Here is a 22,015-nt window from a genome sequence, read left to right on the forward strand (position 1 = left end):
GCTTGCTAGTTATCGATCAGGGCTTTCGTTACTGCCGTTGCCACTTGCTGCAAAAGCGTGAATGAAGAGTTCCTACGGCTTTTCATTCCCGCTCTCGTGCTCTGTCAGAACTCTCCGCGATACCAGTTCTTGAGCTTGCTCAGGAACGTGCCGGCGCGGCCGGTGGAGATCACCGGACGACGTGGATGCTCGATCTGGCTGCCCATCAGCAGCAGGCCGACGCCGGTGGCATGCACCGGGTTGCCCACCACTTCGCCCAGGCCGGTCACGTGCTGCGGGATGCCCACGCGCACCGGCATCTGCAGCATTTCCTCGGCCAGCTCAACCACCCCTTCCATCTTTGCGGCGCCGCCGGTCAACACCATGCCGGCGCGCACGTGGTGCTCGAAGCCGCTGCGACGCAACTCGGCCTGCACCATCTCGAAGATCTCCTCGTAGCGCGCCTGCACGGCCTGGGCCAGCGAGGCGCGCGGCATGCGCCGCGGCGGGCGATCCCCCACGGACGGGACCTGGATGCTTTCTTCGGCCGTCGCCATCTGCGCCAGCGCACAGGCATAGCGGACCTTGATCTGCTCGGCTTCCGGCGTCGGTGTGCGCAGCATGTGCGCGATGTCCTCGGTTACCTTGTCGCCGGCGATCGGCAGGCTCGCGCTGTGCGCGATCGCGCCCTGCACGAACACCGCGATGTCGGTGGTGCCGGCGCCGAGGTCGACCAGCACCACGCCAAGCTCGCGCTCGTCGCTGGTCAACACGGCCTGGCTGGAAGCCAGCACGCTCAACACCAGGTCGTCGACCTGCAGGCCGCAGCGCTGCACGCACTTGCTGATGTTGGCCGCGGCCGACTGCGCGCACACCACCAGGTGCGCATGCACCTCCAGGCGCACACCGGTCATGCCGACCGGGTTGCGGATGCCTTCCTGCGAATCGTCGAGCACGTAGTCGCGCGGGATGGCGTGCAGGATCTTCTGGTCGGCCGGGATGGCCACGGCCTTGGCCGCCTCCAGCACACGGTCGAGGTCGCCGTAGGTCACCTCGCCGTCGCGGATCGGCGCGATGCCCTGCGAGTTGCGGCATTGCACGTGGTTACCGGAGATCGAGGCGTACACCGAGCGGATCTCGCAGCCGGCCATCAGCTCGGCCTCCTCGATCGCGCGCTGGATCGACTGCACCGTCGACTCGATGTCCACGACCACGCCGCGCTTGAGTCCGCGCGATTCGTGCGAGCCGATGCCGATCACCTCGATCGGGTTACCGGGCCGGCCGTTATCGGGCGTGTACTCGCCGACCAGCGCCACCACTTTCGAGGTGCCGATATCGAGCCCGACGATCAGCGACTTGTCACCCTTGCGATTCATATGGAGCCATTAGTGTTGATTGCTGCCGTTGCCGTTGCCGCGGCCGCCGATGCCGGCATCGGCACCCACGTCAGGGCAAATCCGTTGGTGTAGCGAAGGTCCGCACGCTTGAGCGCCTGCGATTGCTGCGACATCAGTTGCGGCATCAGGCGCACGAAGCGGCCCAGCCGGGCGCGCGCCTCGCTGCGACCGACCACCACCTGCGCGCCATTGTCGAGACCGAGCGTCCAGCTGCCGCGCGGGTCGAGCTGGACTTCGCGCACGCCCAGGCCAATCGGCGTGAACATGGCGCGTGATTCGTTGTAGAGCTCGACCACGTCGGACACGCGCGCATCGGGACCGGCGAACTGGGGCAGGCCCCTGGGCACCACAATTCCCTTCGCCGGAAACAGCTTTCCCTGCTCCGACAACAGTCGTTCGTTGCCCCAGCGCGCGAACGGCCGGTGCTCGACCACCTGCACCTGCAGCACGTCGGGCCAGCGCTTGCTTACTTCGGCATGCTCCACCCAGGGCAACTGCGCTACCGCGTTGCGCGCGGCGGCCAGGTCAACCGCGAAGAACCCGCGCTGCGCGTAAGGCATCAGTGTCTTCTGCAACAGCGCCGCATCCACGCGCTCGAACTCGCCGGTGACCTGCAGCTTCTTCAGCGGCCACTGGTTGGCGCCGATCCAGCCGTTGAGCACGGCGACGACCGGCAGCGCGACCAGGGCCAGCGCAAGGATCCACCCGACGAGGCGCAGCATGGCGTTCACGCCGTCGCACCTCCCGCGGTCCGCACGCCAGCCTGGTCCAGGCTCGATTCGAGCACGCGCCAGCACAACTCCTCGAATTCGATTCCCACCTGGCGCGCCGCCTTGGGCACCAGCGAGTGGCTGGTCATGCCCGGCGCGGTGTTGACCTCCAGCAGGTAGAGCTGGCCGGTCGCGCGGTCGCGCATGAAGTCGACGCGGCCCCAGCCATTGCAGCCGGCGGAGACGAAGGCGGCGCGCGCGATGCGGCGAATCTCGTCCTCGTCGGTGCCTTCCAGGCCCGGGCACAGATACTGGGTGTCGTCGGCGATGTACTTCGCGTTGTAGTCGTACCACTCGCCCTTGGGGACGATGCGGATCGACGGCAGCGCAACGTGGCCGTCGGCGGTGAGGAGCACCGGCACGGTCAGCTCCTCGCCGGAGATCAGCTGCTCCATCAGCAATTCGCCGGGGTAGCGCGAGGCGTGCTCGACGGCGGCGTCCAGATCGGCTTCGACCAGCACTCGCGAGACACCGACGCTCGAGCCTTCACTCGAAGGCTTGATGAACACCGGCAGGCCCAGTTCGCTGGCCGCCGCATGCACGTCGGCACCGGGTGCCAGGCGTGCGTAACGCGGCGTCGGCATACCCTCGCTGAGCCAGACCTGCTTGGTGCGGATCTTGTCCATCGTCAGCGCCGAGCCGAGCACGCCGGAGCCGGTATACGGCACGCCCAGCGCTTCGCACAGACCCTGCAACACGCCGTCCTCGCCACCGCCCTTGTTGCCGTGGAGGATGTTGAAGACGCGGTCGACACTGCCCGCGCGGATCGCATCGATCAGGGCCGGGATGCCATCGACCGCGAACGCGTCGACGCCACGAGACAGCAAGGCTTCGAGCACGTTGCGACCGGAATCGAGCGACACCTCGCGCTCGGCGCTGGTGCCGCCCATCAGGACGGCGACGCGGCCGAACACGGCGGGATCGTTCACTCGCGGCGGTGCAACCTTGACGCTCACTTGCGCTCTCCGTTGGATGCACCGTTGGGTGCACCGTTGAATCCATGCGCAGCGATCTGCTGCGCGGCATGGCCGATGTCGCCGGCGCCCATCATCAGCAGCAGGTCGCCGTCGTTGAGGATGTCGGACAGCACGCCGCTCAGTTCGCCGGCGCCGCCGACCACGACCGGATCGATGCGGCCGCGCGCACGGATCGCGCGCGCCAGCGACTTGGCGTCGGCACCGGCGATCGGCGCCTCGCCGGCCGGATAGACCTCCGTCAGCACGAGCACGTCGACGCTCGACAGCACCGCCGCGAACTCGTCGAACAGGTCGCGCGTACGGCTGTAGCGGTGCGGCTGGAAGGCCACGACCAGGCGCTTGTCCGGCCAACCGCCGCGCGCTGCGGCGAACACCGCCTCCAGTTCCTTTGGATGGTGTCCGTAGTCGTCCACCAGTTGCACGCGCGCACCCTTGGCGGTGGTCGGCGTGGCCAGCAGGTTGAAACGACGGCCCACGCCGGCGAACTGCTTGAGCGCCCGCGCGATCGCGTCGACGCTCACGCCCAGCTGCCAGCCCACCGAGGCGGCCGCCAGCGCGTTGAGCACGTTGTGGTTGCCCGGCAGCGCGAGTTCGACCTGCGTGCGTGTAGCGTCGGGCAGGCACAGCGTGAAGCGCATGCAGCCACCGCTCTGCTCCACGTTCTCGGCGCGCACGTCGGCGACTTCGCTGAGACCGTAGGTCATGACGTGGCGCGGCGTGTTCATGGCCAGCGCGGCCACTTCCGGATCGTCGATGCACAACACCGCCAGGCCGTAGAACGGCAGGCGATGCATGAATTCCTCGAACGCCGCCTGCACGTTGGCGAAATCGCCGCCGTAGTTTTCAAGATGGTCGGCGTCGATGTTGGTGACGATGGCGATCTGCGGGTTCAGGCGCAGGAAGCTGCCGTCGCTCTCGTCGGCCTCGGCCACCAGCCAGTCGCCCTTGCCCAGGCGCGCGTTCGCGCCGGCAGCCAGCAACTGGCCACCGATGACGAAGGTCGGATCGATGCCGCCCTCGCCCAGCACGCTGGCGGCCAGCGAGGTGGTGGTCGTCTTGCCGTGGGTGCCGGCCACCGCGATACCACGCTTGAAGCGCATCAGCTCGGCCAGCATTTCCGCGCGCGGCACCACCGGGATGCGCTGCGCATGCGCTTCCATCAGCTCCGGGTTCTCCGGACGGATCGCACTGGACACCACCACGCAGTCGGCGCCCAACACGTTCGCGGCCGCATGGCCGCGCCTCACATCGATGCCGAGCGAGGCCAACCGGCGGGTGACGGCGTTGTCGGCATTGTCCGAGCCCGACACCTGGTAACCCAGCGTGCACATCACCTCGGCAATGCCGCTCATGCCGACGCCGCCGATGCCGACGAAATGCACGCGCGGGAAAGCCTTGGCGAGATCGCCGGTATGTTGCAGTCGGCGGCGCAGGGCGGCGCTCATGCCGGTTCCTTCATTGAAGTGGACTCCAGGACTATCGCGGCGACACGGTCGGCCGCATCGGGTTTGGCGAGCGTGCGCGCGGCCTGCGCCAATGGCAGCAGGAGCTCGCGCTCACCGAGGATTTCGAGGGTGGCGCTGATGCGCTCGGCCAGGCTCTCGCCCTGCGGCAGCAGGTGCGCCGCGCCGCGATCGACCAGGTACTGCGCATTCTTCGTCTGATGGTCGTCCACCGCCTGCGGGAACGGTACCAGCAGGCTGCCGACGCCGGCCGCGCACAGCTCCGCCAGCGTCAACGCGCCGGAGCGGCAGATCACCACGTCGGCCCAGGCGTAAGCCGCGGCCATGTCGGCGATGAAAGGTTCGACAGAGGCCTCGACACCGGTATCGGCGTAGGCCTTGATCGCATCGTCGCGCATCTTCTCGCCGCACTGGTGGCGCACGTCGAAATGCAGCGTGCCGCGCAACGCCTTCAATGCCTTCGGCACGGCGGCGTTCAATGCACGGGCGCCCTGGCTGCCGCCCAGCACGAGCAGGCGCAACGCGCCCTCGCGACCGGAAAAACGTTGTTCCGGCGGCGGCAGTGCGGCGATCTCGGTACGCACGGGGTTGCCAACGACTTCCTCGCGGTTGCCCGGGAAGGTATCGGGAAATCCGGTCAGCACGTGCTTGGCCATCCGCGCCAGCACCCGGTTGGTCAGGCCCGGCGCGCGGTTCTGCTCATGCACGATCAACGGGATGCCGGCCAGTTTCGCTGCCAGCCCGCCGGGGCCCGCGGCGAAACCGCCGAAGCTGATCACCGCGCGCGGCTGGCGCTCACGCAACGTCTGGCGCGCGGCGCGCACCGAACCTATGAGCTTGAAAGGCGCGGCCAGCAGCGTGCGCAGGCCCTTGCCGCGCATGCCGCTGACGGCGATGGTGTCGATGGCGATGCCGTGCTTCGGCACCAGCCGCGTTTCCATGCCCCCGTCGGCGCCGAGCCACATCACCGGCTCGCCGCGCGCTTGCAGCGCATGCGCCACCGCCAGGCCCGGGAAGATATGCCCGCCCGTGCCGCCAGCGAGGATCATCACCGGATGCAGATCGGAGTCCGTGCTGGCCAACTCGACCCTCATCCGGTCCTCCCGAGAACAGGCTCGACGCGCTGGCGCAACCGGCTCGTGCCGCGCGCCGCATCGCTGGTGCGCGCAGCGCTCACTGCACCCACCGCCGGCACCGGATTGGCCATGGCCGGCACGCCCATCGACGGCTGCTGCGCCTCGCCGCGCAGGCGCGCGACCTGGCGCTGGGCACGGTCGAGTTCGTAGCTTACGCGCAGCAACAGACCGATCGCGGCGCAGGTCATCAGCACGCTGGAACCACCGGAAGAGATCAGCGGCAAGGTCAGGCCCTTGGTCGGCAGCAGGCCCAGGTTCACGCCGATCGAGACGAAGCTCTGCAATCCGATCCACAGCGCGATACCGAACGCGCAGTAACCGGCGAAGTGGCGCCGCATCTCCACGCACTTCAAGCCCAGCCACAGCGCCCGCCCGACCAGACCGCCGTAAAGCGCGATGACCAGGCAGATGCCCGCGAACCCCAGCTCCTCGCCGATCACCGCGAGGATGAAGTCGGTGTGCGCTTCCGGCAGGTAGGACAGCTTCTGCACCGACGCGCCCAGGCCGACGCCCAGCCACTCGCCACGACCGATCGCCATCAGCGCATTGGCCAACTGGTAGCCCGAACCGAACGGATCGGCAAACGGATCGGTGAACGAGGTGATGCGGCGCATGCGGTACGGCTCGGCGATCGCGACGATGGCCAGCAGCGGGAGACCGACCAGCACCGGCCCGAACATGCGCGGCATGTTGACGCCGCCCAGCACGAGCATGCCGGCGGTGATCGCCAGCAGCAGCGAGGACGAGCCGAAGTCTGGCTGCAGCAGCAGCATGACCACCAGCATCACTGCGACACCCAGTGGCTTGAGCATCGCCGACCAGGTGGCGGTGACCTCCTCGCTGTAGCGCTTGAGGTAGCTCGCCAGCCACACGATATAGAGCAGCTTGACCGCTTCCACCGCCTGGAAGTTGGAGAAGCCCAGGTTGAGCCAGCGGCGTGCGCCGTTGACGCTGCGGCCGATGCCCGGCACGAACACCAGCAGCAACAGCATGAAGCACACCAGCAACAGCCACTGGTTGTGCTGCTCGATCAGTTTCAACTCGGTGCGCATCAGCCAGGCCGCCAGCACGATGCCGCCGGCGAGGAACACGAGATGCCGGGTCAGGAAATAGAACGGGCCCACGTGCAGTCCGTCGGCGACGCCGATCGAAGCCGAACCGACCATCACCACCCCCAGGCTCGCCAGCGTGCAGGCGATGCCAAGCAGCCACGGATCGAAGCGGCCGCCGATGGCATCGAGCCGTGTCGCCTGGCTCGCTGTCTTGGATGGGGTGGTCAGGTCGTTCATCAGCGCACCTTCAAGGTCGCCAGGCCGACAAGGACGAGCACGACGGAGATGATCCAGAAGCGCACGATCACGCGCGGCTCCGGCCAGCCCTTGAGTTCGAAGTGGTGGTGGATCGGCGCCATGCGGAACACGCGCTTGCCGGTGAGCTTGAACGAGCCCACCTGGATCATCACCGACAGCGTCTCGATCACGAATATGCCGCCCATCACCACCAGCACCAGTTCCTGGCGCACGATCACGGCGATGGTGCCGAGCACGGCGCCGAGCGACAGCGCGCCGATGTCGCCCATGAACACCATCGCCGGGTAGGTGTTGAACCACAAAAAGCCCAGGCCGGCTCCGGCGATGGCCGCGCAGATGATCACCAGTTCACCGGCGCCCGGCACCGCGGGGATCTGCAGGTATTCGGAGAACACCGCGTTGCCCGAGGCGTAGGCGAAGATGCCCAGCGCGCAGGCGACCAGTACGGTCGGCATGATCGCCAGGCCGTCGAGGCCGTCGGTCAGGTTGACCGCATTGGAGAAGCCGACGATCCAGAAGTAGGCGATGGCGATGAAGCCGATACCGGCCAGTGGCAGCGCGATCGACTTGAAGAACGGCACGTAGAAGGTGGTCGCCGCCGGCACGTCGGCATAGGCGTACAGGTACACGCCAGCAGCGAGGCCGAAGACCGACTGCGCCAGGTACTTCCAGCGCGACTTCAGGCCGTTGGGATCGCGGCGGACGATCTTGATCCAGTCGTCGTACCAGCCGATGGCGCCGAAGGTCAGCATCACCAGCAGCACCACCCATACGTATTTATTGCGCAGGTCGCCCCACAGCAGCACCGAGGCCATCACCGTGAGCAGGATCAGCGCGCCGCCCATGGTCGGCGTGCCGGCCTTGGAGAAGTGCGATTGCGGTCCTTCCTTGCGGATCGGCTGGCCGCCCTTGAGCTGGCCGAGCCGGCGGATCACCGCCGGGCCCCACCACAGCGACAGGGCCAGCGCGGTCAGCGCACTGAGGATGCCGCGGAAGGTCAGGTAGCCGAACAGGCCGAACAGGCTCTGCAGCTGCTCCAACCAGCGCGTGAGTTCAAGCAGCATCGGTGCCCCCTTCTCCTGCGCCCGGCGTTTGGGCCGACATCAGCGCTGTGACGATCTTGTCCATCGCGCTGCCGCGCGACCCCTTCACCAGCACGCGCAACTGCGCCCCTGCGCTCGCGATCCCTTCGCGCAACGCCGCGGCGAGTGCCTCGTGCGTATCGAAATGCGTGGCGCCATCGCCGAAGGCCTGCGCGGTGTGCGCGCTCAGCGGCCCCAGCGCGAACAGCCGGGCGATGCCGGCGGATTTCGCGCGACGGCCGACTTCGGCATGCATCGCCGCGGCGTCCTCGCCCAACTCGCGCATGTCGCCCAGCACCAGCCAGGCACTGTCGCCAGTGGCACGGCCGGCGTCGGCCAACGTGTCGATGGCGGCGACCAGAGAGCCGGGATTGGCGTTGTAGCTGTCGTCGATCAGGCGCGCACCGGTAGTGAGGCGATGCGTGACCAGGCGTCCGGCCACCGGCTGCGCCGCGGCCAGCCCTTCCGCAATGATCGCCAGCGGCACCCCTGCGCCCAGCGCCACCGAAGCGGCGGCCAACGCATTGCGCACGTTGTGGCGGCCCGGCATCGCGATCTCGACCGCGACATCCCCGACCGGCGTCACCAGCGTGAAGCGCGAGCCGGTGTCGGCAAGCGCGATGTCACGCGCGGTGACGTCGGCGCTGTGGTCCAGCCCGAAATGGATCAGCCGGCGGCCATGCGCACGTTCGGCGAAATACGGTGCGAAGGCATCGTCGGCATTGATCACCGCGACGCCGTCGACCGCCAGGTCGTCATACACCGCCGCCTTGGTGTCGGCGATGGCCAACAGGCTGCCCATGCGCTCGATGTGCGCGGGCGCCACGTTGTTGACCACGCCGATGTCCGGCCGCGCGATGGCGGTGAGGTAGGCGATGTCGCCCGGCTTGCCGGTGCCCATCTCGTAGATGGCGTACTGCGTGTCCTCGGGCGCGTCCAGCACCGCCAGCGGCATGCCGATCTCGTTGTTGCGGTTGCCCGGCGTGGCGTAGGTGCGCCCGGCGCGTTCCAGGATCGACTGGGTCAATGCCTTGACGCTGGTCTTGCCGTTGCTGCCGGTGATCGCCACGACCTTGCCGGCGCTGCCCTCATCGATACGGCCGCGCTGCACCGCGGTTGCGAGGTCGGCCAGCGCGCGCTCGGTATCGGCGACGACCACCTGCGCGACAGCCGCGTCGACTTCACGCGACACCAGCGCCGCCACGACACCAGCTTGCGCCGCCCTGGCGACGTGATCGTGACCGTCGAAACGCTCGCCCTTGAGTGCAACGAACAGCGCGGCACCGCCCTGCGGCAATGCACGGCTATCGGTGGCGACGGCATCGACCGTCCGGTCTTCGCCATGCAGGCGCCCGGAGGTCATGCGCGCGATGTCGGACAGGCGCAGCGGCTTCATGCGCGTCCTCCCAGGGCCGCGCGCGCGACCTGCGTGTCGTCGAAGGGATGCTGCACGCCGTCGATGTCCTGGTAAGGCTCGTGACCCTTGCCCGCCACCAGCACGATGTCCTGGGGACCGGCGTCCGCGATCGCGTGGGCGATCGCGGCACCGCGGTCGCGCTGCACGGTGACGTGCTCGCGACGGCCGAATCCGGCCATGATGTCGGCCACGATCGCGTCGCCATTCTCGTGGCGCGGGTTGTCGTCGGTGACGATGACCGCGTCGGCATGGCGCTCGGCGATGGCGGCCATCTGCGGACGCTTGCCACGGTCGCGTTCACCGCCGCAACCGAACACGCAGATCAGGCGCGCCTTGGCGTGCGAGCGCAGCGAGGTCAGGGCCTGTTCCAGCGCGTCGGGCGTGTGCGCGTAGTCGATGACCACCAGCGGCTGCGAACCGTCGCCGCCGAGGCGGTTCATGCGGCCGTGGATGGGCTGCAGTTGCGACAGTGTCCGTGCGATCTGCGCCGGTGCGACATCCTGGGCCAGCAAGGCGCCGCCCACGGCCAGCAGGTTGTCGACGTTGAACCGCCCGAGCAGCGGCGAGCGCACCGGATGCGTTGCCGCATCGCCGCCGAACACCAAGTCGAACGCAATGCCGGCGTTGTCGAACTGCAGCGCCTGCGCGTGCAGCGCCGCCGCGTCATCGCCGCGGGAACTCACGCCCACCGCACGCACGTCCCGCGGCAAATGGCCAATCAGATCGCGGCCATAGGCGTCGTCGAGATTGATCACCGCCGCCTGCAATCCCGGCCACGCGAACAGGCGCGACTTGGCCGCGCCGTAGCTGTCCATGTCGCCGTGGTAGTCCAGGTGATCGCGGGTGAGGTTGGTGAACACGGCGACGTCGAAATGCACGCCGTCCACGCGGCCCTGGTCGAGGGCGTGCGAGCTCACTTCCATTGCGATCGCGCGGGCGCCTGCATCGTGCAGGTCGGCCAGCAGCGCGTGCAGCGGCAGCACCAGCGGCGTGGTGAAACCGGTCGGCACGATCTGTCCGTACAGGCCTGCGCCGAGCGTGCCGATAGTGCCGCAGGTGGTGCCCAGCAGCGTCCACGCCTGCGCCAGCAATTGCACGGTCGAAGTCTTGCCGTTGGTGCCGGTGACGCCGACCACTGCCATGTCCGCGGTGACGCGACCGTGGAAACGATCGGCCACCTCGCCCAGGCGTGCGCGCAGGTTCGGCACGGCGATGGCGTCGGCGGGGGCGGGCAACGCCTCCGGCGCCGGCGGCTCGAACAGGATCGCGCTGGCGCCAGCGGCACGCGCCTGCTCGACGAAGCCGAGCCCGTGCGCGCCGAATCCGGCGATGGCCACGAAGGCATCGCCCGGGCGCACCACGCGACTGTCCATCACCAGGCCGGTCACCGACAGGTCGGCCGGAACCCCCGGCACGTCGGGCAGCAGTTCGGCCAGCAGCATGCGGCGGCTCACTGCACACCTCCCTGCGTCGGCGCTGGCAACGGCAACGAGGCGCTATTGGCCGCCACCACGGCCGGCAGCACCGGGCCGGTCGGCTTGCCGCCGTTGGCCTTGTTGCGCTTGGCCTCGGCAGCAGCCTGCGCGGCCAGCCAGGTGTCGATGTCGTCCGGCGCCACGTCCATCAGGCGCAGCGCGCCGTCCATGACGTTCTTGAACACCGGAGCCGAGACCAGGCCGCCGAAGTAGCCCTTCTCCGGATCGGGATCGTTGACCACCACCACCATCGAGAAGCGCGGGTTCTGTACCGGCACGACGCCGGCGAAGAACGAGACGTAACGGCGCGAATAACCGCCCGTGTCGTTGAACTTGCGCGCGGTGCCGGTCTTGCCGGCGACGTGGTAGCCCAGGATCGCCGCCTGCGTGGCCGTGCCGCCGGGCTCGGTCACGGTCTGCATCATGCGCATGATTTCATGCGTGATCGCCGGGTCGAGCACCTGCTTGGGCTCGTGGCGCTCGCCCTTCACGAAAGTCGGCGTGATCAGCTTGCCGCCGTTGCCGAGCGCGGCATAAGCCTGCGCGATCTGCAGCGGCGTGGCCGACAGGCCGTAGCCGTAGGACATGGTCTGCTTGGTGGTGCCGCTCCAGCGACTGGGCGGCATCAGCACGCCGGAAGACTCGCCCGGGAAGCCGCTGTGCGTGCTGCGGCCATAACCGAAGCGACGCAGGAAATCGTAGTACCCCTGGCTCGGCAGCTTGGCGACGATCTTGGCCACGCCGACGTTGGAGCTCTTGGTGATCACGCCGGTGGTGTTGAGCACACCATAGTTGTGGTGGTCGGTGGTGCGGTAACGGCCGTTGGGCATCCAGCCCGGATTGGTGTCGAAGATCGTGTTCGTCGTGATCACGCCGGCTTCCAGCGCGGCGGCCACGGTCAGCGGCTTCATCGTCGAACCCGGCTCGATCACATCGGTGACCGCGCGGTTGCGATGGGTGTCGGGATTGCCCAGGCCCACGGCATTGGGGTTGTAGGCCGGCAGGTTGGCCATCGCCAGCACCTCGCCGGTGGCGACGTCGAGCACCACGGCCGAACCGCTGCTGGCGCCGGTGCTGAGCAACTGCGCGCGCAGTTCGCGGAACGCCAGGTACTGGATGCGGCGGTCGATGGTCAGGGTCAGGTCGTGGCCAGGTTCGGCCGCGCGTACCAGGTCGATGCTCTCGACGATGCGCCCCTGGCGGTCGCGGATCACGCGCTTGGCGCCGGCGTTGCCGCGCAGCCAGTCGTCGAACGCCAGCTCCAGTCCTTCCTGGCCGCGGTCGTCGATATTGGTGAACCCCAGGATGTGCGCCATCGCTTCACCCTGCGGGTAGAAGCGACGGAACTCGCGCTGCGAGAACACGCCCGGGATGTTGTGGGCGAGGATCTTGCGCGCCTGGTCGGGGTTGATGCGGCGCTTGAGGTACAGGAATTCCTTGTCGGCGCGCTGGCTGAGCTTGCGCATCAGGTAGTCCGGCGGCACACCCAGCGCACGCGCCAGCTCGGGGATGCGCGCCGGGTTCTTCAGCAGTTCCTGCGGATTGCCCCAGACCGACTCGACCGGCGTGGACACGGCCAGGGGCTCGCCGTTGCGGTCGGTAATCATGCCGCGCGAGGTCGGAATCGGAATCTCGCGGATGAAGCGGGCATCGCCCTGCTGGCGATAGAAGTCGTCGTTGACCACCTGCAGCGTGAAGGCGCGGCCAACCAGCGCCAGCGAGCACAGGCCCAGCGCGCCGCCGACCAGCAGCAGCCGGTTGCGCAGATTGAACGCACTGGCGCGGTTGCGCGAACGCGGCGCATCGTCGTGGCCGCCGCGCAGGTGCGCCAGCAGCGACTTCAGCGAGGGGCGACTGCCGCCGTCCTTCTTGCCGTTGCGATTGCGTGCGATCCGGTCGCTCATGGCCGGATAACCACGGTTTCGGCGCCTTCGGGGAACTTCATGCCGAGCCGGTCGCGCGCGACCTGGTCGATGCGGTTGCTCTCGGCCCAGGTGGCCTGCTCCAACTGCAACCGGCCGAATTCGATGTTGAGTTCGTCGCGCGCGCGCTCCAGGCGGCTGAGCTGCACGAAGAACTGGCGATGCTGGTGGCGCGCGTGCACCACCGCCAGTGCCGAGACGAGGTTGGCCACCACCAGCACGGTCAGCAGCAGGCGCAGCGTCATGCGCCCTCCCTGCCGTCGACGGCGAGTTTTTCGGCCACGCGCAGCACCGCGCTGCGGGCGCGCGGGTTGGCCGAGGTTTCGGCCTCGTCCCCCTTCTGCGCCCCACCGATTGCCAGCAGCGTCGGCGTGAACGCCACTTCCACCGGCATGCGGCGGTTGGCCGGCGGCGCCTTGCTGTGGCGGGCGATGAACTGCTTGACGATGCGGTCTTCCAGCGAGTGGAAGCTGATCACCGCCAGCCGGCCGCCGGGCTTGAGCCGCTCCAGCGCGGCGTCGAGGCCGGTTTCAAGATCGGCCAGCTCGCGGTTGATGAAGATGCGGATCGCCTGGAAGCTGCGGGTCGCCGGATGGATCTTGCTGTCGCCGCGCGGCATCACCTGCGCGATCAGTTCGGCCAGTTGCGCGGTGCGCACGATCGGCTGGTCGCCGCGACGGGCGACGATGGCGCGGGCGATGCGACGGCTCTGGCGCTCCTCGCCGTAGGTCCACAACACGTCGGCGATCTCGCGATCATCGGCCTGCGCGAGCCACTGCGCGGCGCTGAGACCGCTGTCCGGATCCATGCGCATGTCGAGCGGGCCGTCCTTGCCGAAGCTGAAACCGCGTTCGGCCACGTCGAGCTGCGGCGAGGACACGCCCAGGTCGAACAGGATGCCGTCGAGTCCGCCGGCGGTTTCATTCCAATGCGCCAGCTGCGCGAAGCTGCCCCGGTAGATCGCCACGCGCGGGTCCGTGCCGAACTCGCGTTCGGCGACGGCGATCGCTTCGGGATCCTTGTCCATGACCAGCAGCCGGCCTCCGGGGCCGAGTTGTTGCAGCACGCCACGCGCATGACCGCCACGCCCGAACGTGCCATCCAGGTACGTTCCATTCCCGGTGATACGCAGGCTTTCCAGCACCTGCGCGTACATCACGGGAAGGTGGCCGGGCGCGCCGCGCTCCATGCCACCGACCGTCATAGCTGCAGGCCGAGCAGCTCCTCGCTCAGATCCTCGTCAGAGATCGTCTGACGGATCTGCGCGTGGTGCGCCTGCTCGCTCCACAACTCGAACTTGTCGCCCATGCCCAGCAGCACCGCTTTCTTCTCGATGCCGACAGCGGCCCGATGGCTGGCGGGGATGCTGACGCGGCCGTTGCCGTCGAGTTCGACGAACGCCGCAGCGCCGACCAGCTTCAGCTGCATGCTGCGATTGACCGCCTTGACCTTCGGCAACGCATTGACCTGGTCGCGCAGACGCTCCCAGGCCGCATGGGGGTAGATGTAGAGGGAGCCGGACTCGAACGGGTTGTAGGTGATGACCAGGCGGTTGTCGCATTCACGCGCGACGAGGTCACGGTAGGCGGTGGGTACCGCCAGCCGGCCCTTGTCGTCAATCGTGATGGCGGTCTCGCCCTGGAACATTCCGCACCTGTGTTGTGGCCACCTCTACCGGGCGGCTTAGGACGCTGAAAAACCACAAAAAACCCGGTTTTCCCTCGGATGCCCACCTTAGGCACGGTGCACAGGGTTGTCAACAACTTTTCTGGAGCAATTTCACTTGTCGCATCAATGAGTTGCGACGAACTTCAGAGTCTTATTCAAGACTTATCCACTAACCCTTGTTTAGTCTCATATTTTGAGATTTTGGCGAGCTCCCGGGCGCCCTCCCTATGAAACATGAGGCTCGGCGCAGACTTGCTGCAACGCAGCAACCGGCCGTCCCCGCGATGGGGGCTGTTGGGACCGCCACCCGCCGTCGATCCGGACTCGGCGGCAGAGGCACCTCACCCGCGGGGGGTACCCACGTTGGGTGAGATCCATCCTGGATCGAAACGTCCGCGTAGCCTCTCGAACCCAGGCGATCGTTGCGCGCCTCGGCCTGTCGGCCGGCGAACCAGGGACCGCGTGCCTGGGCCCGTCCTCGCAAGCGCCGCTGGGGAGCGGTGGCGACTCCGTGTGCAGGCACCCGGTTGGAGTCACGCCATGAAACTAGTCTCTCCTCGCGTCCGCCTGGCCTGGATCGCCTTGGCCCTGCTCGGCGGTACCACGGTCGCGATTGCGGCCAGCCCTCATTTCGTACGCGGCCCGAGCGCTTCCATCGACAACGATGGCAACCTCACCATCAGCTGGAAGGAAGCCGGCCTGGGCGACACCGTGTCCGTCGATTACGAGGCCAGCGCCGACGCCAATGCCACGTATCAGTGCGTGAACCGCGGCGGCAATTGCCCGGCAGCCGCCAACAAACAGCAAGTATTTGGCCCGGTCTTCGCCTCAGGCACCTTCGCTTCCGGCAAGAACGGCTCCATCACCGCCAGCCTGACCGTGGAACCGCCGCCGGCCACATTGACCTGCCCCGGCAACCAGCGCCTGAAACTGGTATCCGTGAGCTACACGAATGTCGCCTTGGCGGATACCACCAATAACGTCGTCGCCGCCGCCACTCCATCCTCGCTGAGCATCTCCGGTTCGGTATGCCCATAACTGTCTACCGAATTCTTTCAACCCGTAGTCGTTGATCTGCGTTGGAGCGGCCGTACGACCGCTCCAACGACGAATAAAGCGGCGGAGCCGGCCGATAAGCCGGGTTCTGTCGTAGACAGTCATTCCTCTAGGCGCAGCGTCACCGCTACGCTCAAGCAGCCTACCCGGAGACACCGCGGGCCGCGGCATTGTCTCCCTATTTGGCCTTGCTCCCGGTGGGGTTTGCCGTGCCGGTCCGTTGCCGGACTCGCGGTGCGCTCTTACCGCACCGTTTCACCCTTGCCACGCACGTCTTTCGACGCCGTTCGGCGGTCTGCTCTCTGTTGCACTTTCCGTCGGCTCGCGCCGCCCAGGCGTTACCTGGCACCGTGCCCTGTGGAGCCCGGACTTTCCTCGGCACTCGTTTCCACCGAAATGGATTCGAATGACGCGACTGCCTGGCCGACTCCGCCGTGCGTATTCTACGGCTTCGCCTTCGAATACCCCAAAGTTTGCTGCGCAAACCTTGGGCCCCGCTCAGTTGACGCCAATTCCGCCCGCTGTTGTGTCGCCCCTTACTAAGGGGGCTATTGGCATCGATACATCTTTTATCGACTGGCATCCTCCGGCATCGGGCCGGAAAAGCGCCTATTCCCCGCCGTAGAGCGCCTTGCGTGGCGCGCCGCTCAGTTCGGCGGCCAGTTTGGCCGCCTGCGATGGCTTCAAATGCTCGACCAGCTTCGCGTACAGGCGTCGCCCTTCGGTTACCTGGGCATCGGCATCGTCGCCGGCGCCCTCGACCATGACCACGAATTCGCCCTTGCGCTGGTTGGCATCGGTCGCGACCTTGCCGCGAACCTCGCTCAACGGACCGTCCAGCACCGTTTCGAACAACTTGGTCAGCTCGCGTGCGAGCACTACAGGACGGTCGTCTCCAAAGGCTGCGGCCATGTCGTCCAGAGCCTCGTCGATGCGATGGGCCGACTCGTAGAAGATCAGCGTGCGCGGCTCGGACACCAGTCGCGCCAGGCGTTCGCGGCGCGCCGAGGCCTTGGCGGGAAGGAAGCCTTCGAAGACGAAGCGGTCGCTGGGCAGGCCCGCCACGCTCAGCGCCGCGATCGCAGCGCAGGCGCCCGGCACCGGCGAGACGCGGATGCCGGCGGCCCGCGCGGCGCGAACCACGCGGAAACCGGGGTCGCTGACCAGCGGCGTGCCGGCATCGGACACCAGCGCCAGCGATTCGCCACCCAGCAGGCGCGCCACCAGTTGCGCGGCCTGGGCATCCTCGTTGTGCTGGTGCAGCGCCAGCAGCGGCCTTTCCAGCCCGAAATGCGCGAGCAGCTGGCGTGTGTGGCGCGTGTCCTCGGCGCAGACGGCCGCGACGTTGCGCAGCGTTTCCAGCGCGCGCGGCGACAGATCGCCGAGGTTGCCGATCGGCGTGGCAACGACATGGAGCGTGCCGGGCGGGCGTGCCGCGCCGGCGGGGGTCGAGCCTGATTGCATCGTGCGTCCGAGTGGGGGCCGGGTAGAATCGTAACCGGTCCCCCAGGAACGCCGCGCCGCGGCGCAATGCATGCCGATGATGGTTCACACGAAGCACGCCGCCCGCGCCCGGTCCCTGCACCGGACCGTCCTCAAGGGAATGATCGCGGCGCTGGTGCTCGCGGCCACATTGAGCGCCTGCAGTACGGTCGCCCCCCACTCCGGCACGGTTGCCACCGCCAATCCCGCGGTGGCGCAGGCCGCGCAGCTGGCACGCAGCGGCGCCACGCTGTCCGGCGCCGCGCGGCAGGCCAACGACAACGAGATCGACCGCCTGCTGTCGCAGCTCGACGATGCCTCGCTTAGCCGCGAAGCCGCCGCGCTGCCGGTCGGCGAGCCCCTCTACAACTATGCAGGCCGCGCGCTGCTGCGCCGCGGCCTTCCGCTGCCGCGCCCGTTCGACCGCACGGCATGGAAGTTCAATGCCGGTGAGCGTCCGCCGGCCGAAAGCGATGGCTACCGTCCGCCGGTGAAGCTGGCGGTGCTGCTGCCCCTGTCGGGCAATCTCGCCGTCGCCGCCTCGCCGGTGCGTGATGGCCTGCTGGCCGGTTATTACGGCGAACAGCGCCGTCGCCCCGACGTCGTGTTCTACGACACCGTCGGTACCGCCGACGGCACGCTCGCCGCCTACGACAAGGCCGTGACCGAAGGCAGCGACTTCGTCGTCGGCCCGCTGGGTCGCGACGAAGTCGCCGCGCTGTACGGCAAGGGCACGCTGCCGGTGCCGGTGCTGGCACTCAATCGTATCGGTACCGAGCCGCCGTCGGGCAATGCCAGCTTCTCGCTGTCGCCGGAAGACGAAGGACTGGCCGCAGCCGAGTACCTGCTCGACCTCAACGCCAAGCGCGTGCTGGTGGTCGGCGGCGCCGACGAGACACAGCGCCGCGCCGTCGCCGCCCTGCGCGGACGGCTGGGCGAACGCGGCGCGGTCGTCACCGACGTCGCCAGCGAAGGCACCTCCGACTTCGTTCCGTATGCGAGCAAGGATGGCGGCGTCGACGCGGTGTTCCTGGCCGTGCGCGGCCCCTCCGCGCGCATGCTGATGCCGCGCCTGGCCGCTGCGGGCCTGGTCGGCAAGCCGCGCGTGGCGACCTCGCAATTACTGTCGGGCACGGGCAAGCCCACCGAGGATGCGGTGCTCGACGGCATCGCCTTCCCGAGCGAGGCCTGGGCCACGCGTGGCGCGCGAGGCCTGCCCTCGCCGGCCAGCGCCGGCATGATGCTGCCGACCGCCAAGGGAGCGGCCGCGCGCCTGTTCGCGTTCGGCTACGACGCCTGGCAGATCAGCGCGTATCTCGAATACCTGGCCACGGCCAACAACGCGCGCATCGAGGGCGCGACCGGCACGCTGCGCCTGGACGGCTTCGGCAACGTGCTGCGCGTGCCGGCGTGGTCGACCTTCCGCAGCGGCGTCGCCATGCCGTTGCCGCAGGGCGACCGGCGCTGACCGCAGCGGATGACCACCCAGGCGCAAGGACGGCGCGAACGCGGAACGGCGGTGGAAGCGGCGGCGCGCGCCTACTTGTTGCGCGCCGGACTGCGTGAAGTCGCGGCCAATGCGAGCTACCGCTTTGGCGAACTCGACCTGGTGATGCTGGAGTACGACGGGACACGGAGCACCGGCACGCTGGTGTTCATCGAAGTGCGTTACCGGCGCGATGCGCGCTTCGGCGGCGGAGCGGCGTCGGTCGATTTCAACAAGCGTCGCAAGCTGGTGCGCGCCGCGCAGGCCTTCCTCGTGGCGCACCGCGAATACCGCGACGCACCCTGCCGCTTCGACGTGATCGAGGCCGATGGCGACCCGGATGCGCCGCGCCTGCACTGGCTGCGCGATGCCTTCCGCGCCGACGACGCCTGAGCCATGCCGACCATCCTCACCCATGCCATCGTGCCGCTGGCGGCCGGAATTGCATTGGGTTCGAGACGGCTGCCGTCGCGCCTGGTCGTGGCTGGGATGATCGCTTCGATGGTCCCCGATGCCGACGTCCTCGCGTTTGCGATCGGCATTCCTTATGCCGATGCGTTTGGCCATCGCGGCGCCAGCCACTCGCTGTTGTTCGCCGTCATCGTCGCCTCGTTGGGCGCGCTGTTGCATCGCAGGCTGCATGCCGACGTTTGGCGAACGTGGCTCTGGCTGTTCGCCTGCGCCGCTTCGCACCCGTTGCTGGACGCTTTCACCGACGGAGGCCTGGGGGTTGCGCTGTTCTGGCCCTGGTCAGACGTCCGCCTGTTCGCACCGTGGCGACCGATCGAGGTGTCTCCGATCGGCGTCGGTTTCTTCGGGCGGCGCGGTTTGGAGGTCCTGCTGTCGGAAGTGCGCTGGATATGGCTGCCGATGGCCGCGCTGGCGGCGCTGGGCTACACCGTGCGCCGCACGGCGGCCGCGCTATCCTCGCATTGATGAAAGCTGCCCTGCCTTCGAGCCTGCAAGCCGAGCTGGCCGCACAGCTCGGCGAGGGCTGGCTCACCGATCCCAGCGAGCGGCTGGCCTACGCCTACGACAACTCGCGCCGGCAATCGATGCCCGACGCAGTCGCGTTGCCGACCACGCGCGAGCAGGTCGTCGCGCTGGTGCGCGCGTGCCGCGCCCAGCGCGTGCCGGTGATCGCGCGCGGCCGTGGCACCAACACGACCGGCGCCGCGGTGCCGGTGGCCGGCGGCGTGGTGGTGTCGTTCGAGCGCATGAACCGCATCCTCGATATCCGCCCGGGCGACCGCTGCGCGGTGGTCGAACCCGGCGTGCTCAACGGCGACCTGCAATCGGCGCTCAAACCGCATGGATTGTTCTGGCCGCCGGACCCGACCAGCGCCGCCTACAGCACGGTCGGCGGCAACCTGGCCTGCAATGCCGGCGGTCCGCGCGCGGTGAAGTACGGCGCCAGCCGCGACAACGTATTGGCGTTGACCGCAGTGACGGGCGCCGGCGAGCTCGTGCATTGCGGCACGGCCACCACCAAAGGCGCCACCGGTTACGACCTGCAACGCCTGCTGGTCGGCAGCGAAGGCACGCTCGCATTGATCGTCGAAGCCAGCCTGCGCCTGACGCCCACGCCCAAGGCGCGACGTGCGTTGCGTGCGATCTACCGCGATGTCGCCAGCGCAGCGCGCGCCGTCGCGCAACTGATGGCGCAGCCGTTGACGCCGTCGATGCTGGAATTCATGGACGCCGACGCGGTGCGATTGGCGCGCGACGTCGGCGGCGCCGACCTGCCGCGCGAAGCGGGCGCGCTGCTGATGATCGAAGCCGACGGCGACGAGGACACATTGCCGCACGCGATCGAGACGCTGATGGTCGCCGCGACGGTCGATGGCCTGGTATCGCTCGACGATGCCGCCGACGAGATCGCGCGCGAGCGCCTGTGGGCCGCGCGCAAGGCCCTGTCGCCATCGCTGCGCACGCTGGCGCCGGGCAAGATCAACGAGGACGTGGTGGTGCCGGTGTCGCGCATTCCGTCGCTGGTCGATGGCGTGCAGGGCTTGTCGCGCGAGTTCGCCCTGCCGATCGTCTGCTTCGGACACGCCGGCAACGGCAACCTGCACGTGAACCTGCTCTACGACCCGGCCGACGCCGCGCAGCGTGCCCGCGCCGAAGCGGCGATGGCACGGGTGTTCACGCTGACGCTGTCGCTGGGCGGCACGCTGTCAGGCGAGCATGGCATCGGCCTGGCCAAGCGCGAATTCATGCCCCAGGCGATCGACGCGCCGACGCTGGCCTTGATGCGCGCAGTGAAGGCGACGTTCGATCCTGAGGGGATTCTCAACCCCGGGAAGTTGTTGCCGGATTGAGGCGATGACATCGGGCGTTGGGAGACGAGAACCACCGTCGCTCACTCATCCAAAGTGCTCATACCCCACCTTCGACGGTAACCAGGCCTGCCCGTCCGCGTCGAACACCTGCACGCCCTCGCCCGCCACGATGCGGCCGATCCACGTCACCGCGGTACCCGCCTGTGCCGCCAGGCGCGCGATGTCGTCCAGCGAACCGGCGGGCGCGGTGAAGCAAAGCTCGTAATCGTCGCCGCCCGCGGCCTGAAGTGCATGGCGTTGCTCGCCTTCATACGCCGCACGCAACGCCTCGGAGGCCGGCAGCGCCTCCAGATCGAGTTCGGCGGCGACACCGCTGGCGCGGCACACGTGCCCGAGATCGGCCATCAGCCCGTCGGAGATATCGATGCAGGCATGCGCGGTGCCGGCCAGCGCCAGACCGAGCGCCACACGCGGTGTCGGCCGGTCCAGTCGCGCGCGCAGGACCTCGTCGTGCGCCGTGCCCAGTCGCCAATGATCCAGCGCCGCCGCCGCATCGCCGAGCGTGCCGCTGACCCAGACGTCGTCACCCGCACGCGCGGTGGTGCGCAGCAGCGCGCGTCCCGGCTCGACGAAGCCGTGCACGGTCACGCACACCGAGAGCGGTCCGCGCGTGGTGTCGCCGCCGACCAGCGCGACGCGATGCTGCGCGGCCAGGGCGAGGAAGCCGTCGAGAAAGCCATCCAGCCAACCCGTATCGCTTTCCGGCAGCGACAGCGACAGCGTGCACCAGGCCGGCTCCGCCGCCATCGCGGCCAGGTCGGAGAGGTTGACGGCAAGCGACTTCCAACCGATGTCGGCTGGCGCGGTGTCGTGCGGAAAGTGCACGCCGGCGTTCAACGTATCGGTGGCGACCACCAGGTGCTTGCCTGCGGGCACCTGCAATAGAGCGGCATCGTCGCCGATGCCGAGAATCACGTCCCCGCGGTTGGCGACGCGGGCGCGTATGCGGTCGATGAGGGCGAATTCGGCCACGTCGTGGTGTGTTCCAGTCACCATGATCTCCAGCGCGCCGCAGCGCGTGACAGACATCCACTTGCGACTTCGTGACGTGGC

The 22,015-nt window shown here is 68.3% G+C and carries 20 protein-coding genes and 1 other RNA gene; 5 read left to right on the forward strand and 16 right to left on the reverse strand.

What is annotated here, in order from left to right; translation table 11 throughout:
* Positions 1 to 104: 104 nt before the first annotated feature.
* The 13 genes from ftsA to mraZ are packed head-to-tail and all read right to left on the reverse strand — an operon-like array spanning position 105 to position 14,575.
* On the reverse strand, positions 105 to 1,355 hold the full coding sequence (gene ftsA, locus J2X06_RS11625; RefSeq protein ID WP_310062565.1) for a cell division protein FtsA: 1,251 nt from the start codon (positions 1,353 to 1,355) through the stop codon (positions 105 to 107).
* Complete coding sequence (locus tag J2X06_RS11630; protein WP_310062567.1) at positions 1,352 to 2,107, reverse strand: cell division protein FtsQ/DivIB; 756 nt, start codon at positions 2,105 to 2,107, stop codon at positions 1,352 to 1,354. The genes ftsA and J2X06_RS11630 overlap by 4 nt, the downstream gene beginning before the upstream one ends.
* Positions 2,104 to 3,102 (reverse strand): D-alanine--D-alanine ligase, encoded by a 999-nt coding sequence (locus tag J2X06_RS11635; protein WP_310062569.1) that lies wholly within the window; start codon positions 3,100 to 3,102, stop codon positions 2,104 to 2,106. Before J2X06_RS11635 ends, J2X06_RS11630 begins: the two co-directional genes overlap by 4 nt.
* Positions 3,099 to 4,568 (reverse strand): UDP-N-acetylmuramate--L-alanine ligase, encoded by a 1,470-nt coding sequence (murC, locus tag J2X06_RS11640; RefSeq protein ID WP_430539572.1) that lies wholly within the window; start codon positions 4,566 to 4,568, stop codon positions 3,099 to 3,101. The genes J2X06_RS11635 and murC overlap by 4 nt, the downstream gene beginning before the upstream one ends.
* Positions 4,565 to 5,680 carry an undecaprenyldiphospho-muramoylpentapeptide beta-N-acetylglucosaminyltransferase gene (gene murG / locus J2X06_RS11645; RefSeq protein ID WP_310062571.1) on the reverse strand — a complete coding sequence of 372 codons (1,116 nt, stop codon included), beginning with the start codon at positions 5,678 to 5,680 and terminating at the stop codon, positions 4,565 to 4,567. Before murG ends, murC begins: the two co-directional genes overlap by 4 nt.
* Positions 5,677 to 7,011, reverse strand: coding sequence for a putative lipid II flippase FtsW (ftsW, locus tag J2X06_RS11650; protein ID WP_310062573.1), 1,335 nt, complete (start codon positions 7,009 to 7,011; stop codon positions 5,677 to 5,679). The genes murG and ftsW overlap by 4 nt, the downstream gene beginning before the upstream one ends.
* Positions 7,011 to 8,096 carry a phospho-N-acetylmuramoyl-pentapeptide-transferase gene (gene mraY, locus J2X06_RS11655; protein WP_310062575.1) on the reverse strand — a complete coding sequence of 362 codons (1,086 nt, stop codon included), beginning with the start codon at positions 8,094 to 8,096 and terminating at the stop codon, positions 7,011 to 7,013. Before mraY ends, ftsW begins: the two co-directional genes overlap by 1 nt.
* Positions 8,086 to 9,510 carry a UDP-N-acetylmuramoyl-tripeptide--D-alanyl-D-alanine ligase gene (locus tag J2X06_RS11660; protein WP_310062577.1) on the reverse strand — a complete coding sequence of 475 codons (1,425 nt, stop codon included), beginning with the start codon at positions 9,508 to 9,510 and terminating at the stop codon, positions 8,086 to 8,088. Before J2X06_RS11660 ends, mraY begins: the two co-directional genes overlap by 11 nt.
* The gene (locus tag J2X06_RS11665; protein ID WP_310062580.1) at positions 9,507 to 10,985 is read right to left on the reverse strand and encodes a UDP-N-acetylmuramoyl-L-alanyl-D-glutamate--2,6-diaminopimelate ligase; all 1,479 of its coding nucleotides are present in this window, start codon (positions 10,983 to 10,985) and stop codon (positions 9,507 to 9,509) included. Before J2X06_RS11665 ends, J2X06_RS11660 begins: the two co-directional genes overlap by 4 nt.
* Complete coding sequence (locus tag J2X06_RS11670; protein WP_430539573.1) at positions 10,982 to 12,910, reverse strand: peptidoglycan D,D-transpeptidase FtsI family protein; 1,929 nt, start codon at positions 12,908 to 12,910, stop codon at positions 10,982 to 10,984. The genes J2X06_RS11665 and J2X06_RS11670 overlap by 4 nt, the downstream gene beginning before the upstream one ends.
* Complete coding sequence (gene ftsL / locus J2X06_RS11675) at positions 12,907 to 13,173, reverse strand: cell division protein FtsL (protein WP_310062583.1); 267 nt, start codon at positions 13,171 to 13,173, stop codon at positions 12,907 to 12,909. Before ftsL ends, J2X06_RS11670 begins: the two co-directional genes overlap by 4 nt.
* Positions 13,170 to 14,132, reverse strand: a complete 963-nt coding sequence (gene rsmH / locus J2X06_RS11680; RefSeq protein ID WP_310062586.1) for a 16S rRNA (cytosine(1402)-N(4))-methyltransferase RsmH — start codon at positions 14,130 to 14,132, stop codon at positions 13,170 to 13,172. Before rsmH ends, ftsL begins: the two co-directional genes overlap by 4 nt.
* Positions 14,129 to 14,575 carry a division/cell wall cluster transcriptional repressor MraZ gene (gene mraZ / locus J2X06_RS11685; RefSeq protein ID WP_310062589.1) on the reverse strand — a complete coding sequence of 149 codons (447 nt, stop codon included), beginning with the start codon at positions 14,573 to 14,575 and terminating at the stop codon, positions 14,129 to 14,131. The genes rsmH and mraZ overlap by 4 nt, the downstream gene beginning before the upstream one ends.
* Positions 14,576 to 15,136: 561 nt before the next feature.
* Between mraZ and J2X06_RS11690 the strand changes: the two genes are divergently transcribed.
* On the forward strand, positions 15,137 to 15,634 hold the full coding sequence (locus tag J2X06_RS11690; protein WP_310062591.1) for a hypothetical protein: 498 nt from the start codon (positions 15,137 to 15,139) through the stop codon (positions 15,632 to 15,634).
* Between the two features lie 79 nt (positions 15,635 to 15,713).
* Here J2X06_RS11690 and rnpB read toward each other — a convergent pair.
* Together rnpB and rsmI are read right to left on the reverse strand one after the other, a co-directional pair.
* Positions 15,714 to 16,083: RNase P RNA component class A (gene rnpB / locus J2X06_RS11695), an RNA gene on the reverse strand.
* Positions 16,084 to 16,261: 178 nt separating this feature from the next.
* Complete coding sequence (gene rsmI / locus J2X06_RS11700) at positions 16,262 to 17,116, reverse strand: 16S rRNA (cytidine(1402)-2'-O)-methyltransferase (RefSeq protein ID WP_310062594.1); 855 nt, start codon at positions 17,114 to 17,116, stop codon at positions 16,262 to 16,264.
* A gap of 70 nt (positions 17,117 to 17,186) precedes the next feature.
* Here rsmI and J2X06_RS11705 point away from each other — a divergent pair, with 70 nt between their 5' ends.
* The 4 genes from J2X06_RS11705 to J2X06_RS11720 are packed head-to-tail and all read left to right on the forward strand — an operon-like array spanning position 17,187 to position 20,941.
* Positions 17,187 to 18,602, forward strand: coding sequence for a penicillin-binding protein activator (locus tag J2X06_RS11705; protein WP_430539574.1), 1,416 nt, complete (start codon positions 17,187 to 17,189; stop codon positions 18,600 to 18,602).
* A gap of 9 nt (positions 18,603 to 18,611) precedes the next feature.
* A complete protein-coding gene (locus J2X06_RS11710; protein ID WP_310062597.1) occupies positions 18,612 to 19,013 on the forward strand; it encodes a YraN family protein in 402 nt (133 codons plus the stop codon).
* A gap of 3 nt (positions 19,014 to 19,016) precedes the next feature.
* Positions 19,017 to 19,556, forward strand: a complete 540-nt coding sequence (locus J2X06_RS11715) for a metal-dependent hydrolase (RefSeq protein WP_310062599.1) — start codon at positions 19,017 to 19,019, stop codon at positions 19,554 to 19,556.
* The gene (locus tag J2X06_RS11720) at positions 19,556 to 20,941 is read left to right on the forward strand and encodes an FAD-binding oxidoreductase (RefSeq protein WP_310062602.1); all 1,386 of its coding nucleotides are present in this window, start codon (positions 19,556 to 19,558) and stop codon (positions 20,939 to 20,941) included. Before J2X06_RS11715 ends, J2X06_RS11720 begins: the two co-directional genes overlap by 1 nt.
* A gap of 45 nt (positions 20,942 to 20,986) precedes the next feature.
* On the opposite strand, the gene thiL is transcribed toward J2X06_RS11720, so the two are convergent.
* On the reverse strand, positions 20,987 to 21,934 hold the full coding sequence (gene thiL / locus J2X06_RS11725; protein ID WP_310063621.1) for a thiamine-phosphate kinase: 948 nt from the start codon (positions 21,932 to 21,934) through the stop codon (positions 20,987 to 20,989).
* Positions 21,935 to 22,015: the final 81 nt, after the last annotated feature.

This window comes from Lysobacter niastensis, assembly GCF_031457115.1.
GTDB classification, from domain to species: domain Bacteria; phylum Pseudomonadota; class Gammaproteobacteria; order Xanthomonadales; family Xanthomonadaceae; genus Lysobacter_J; species Lysobacter_J niastensis_A.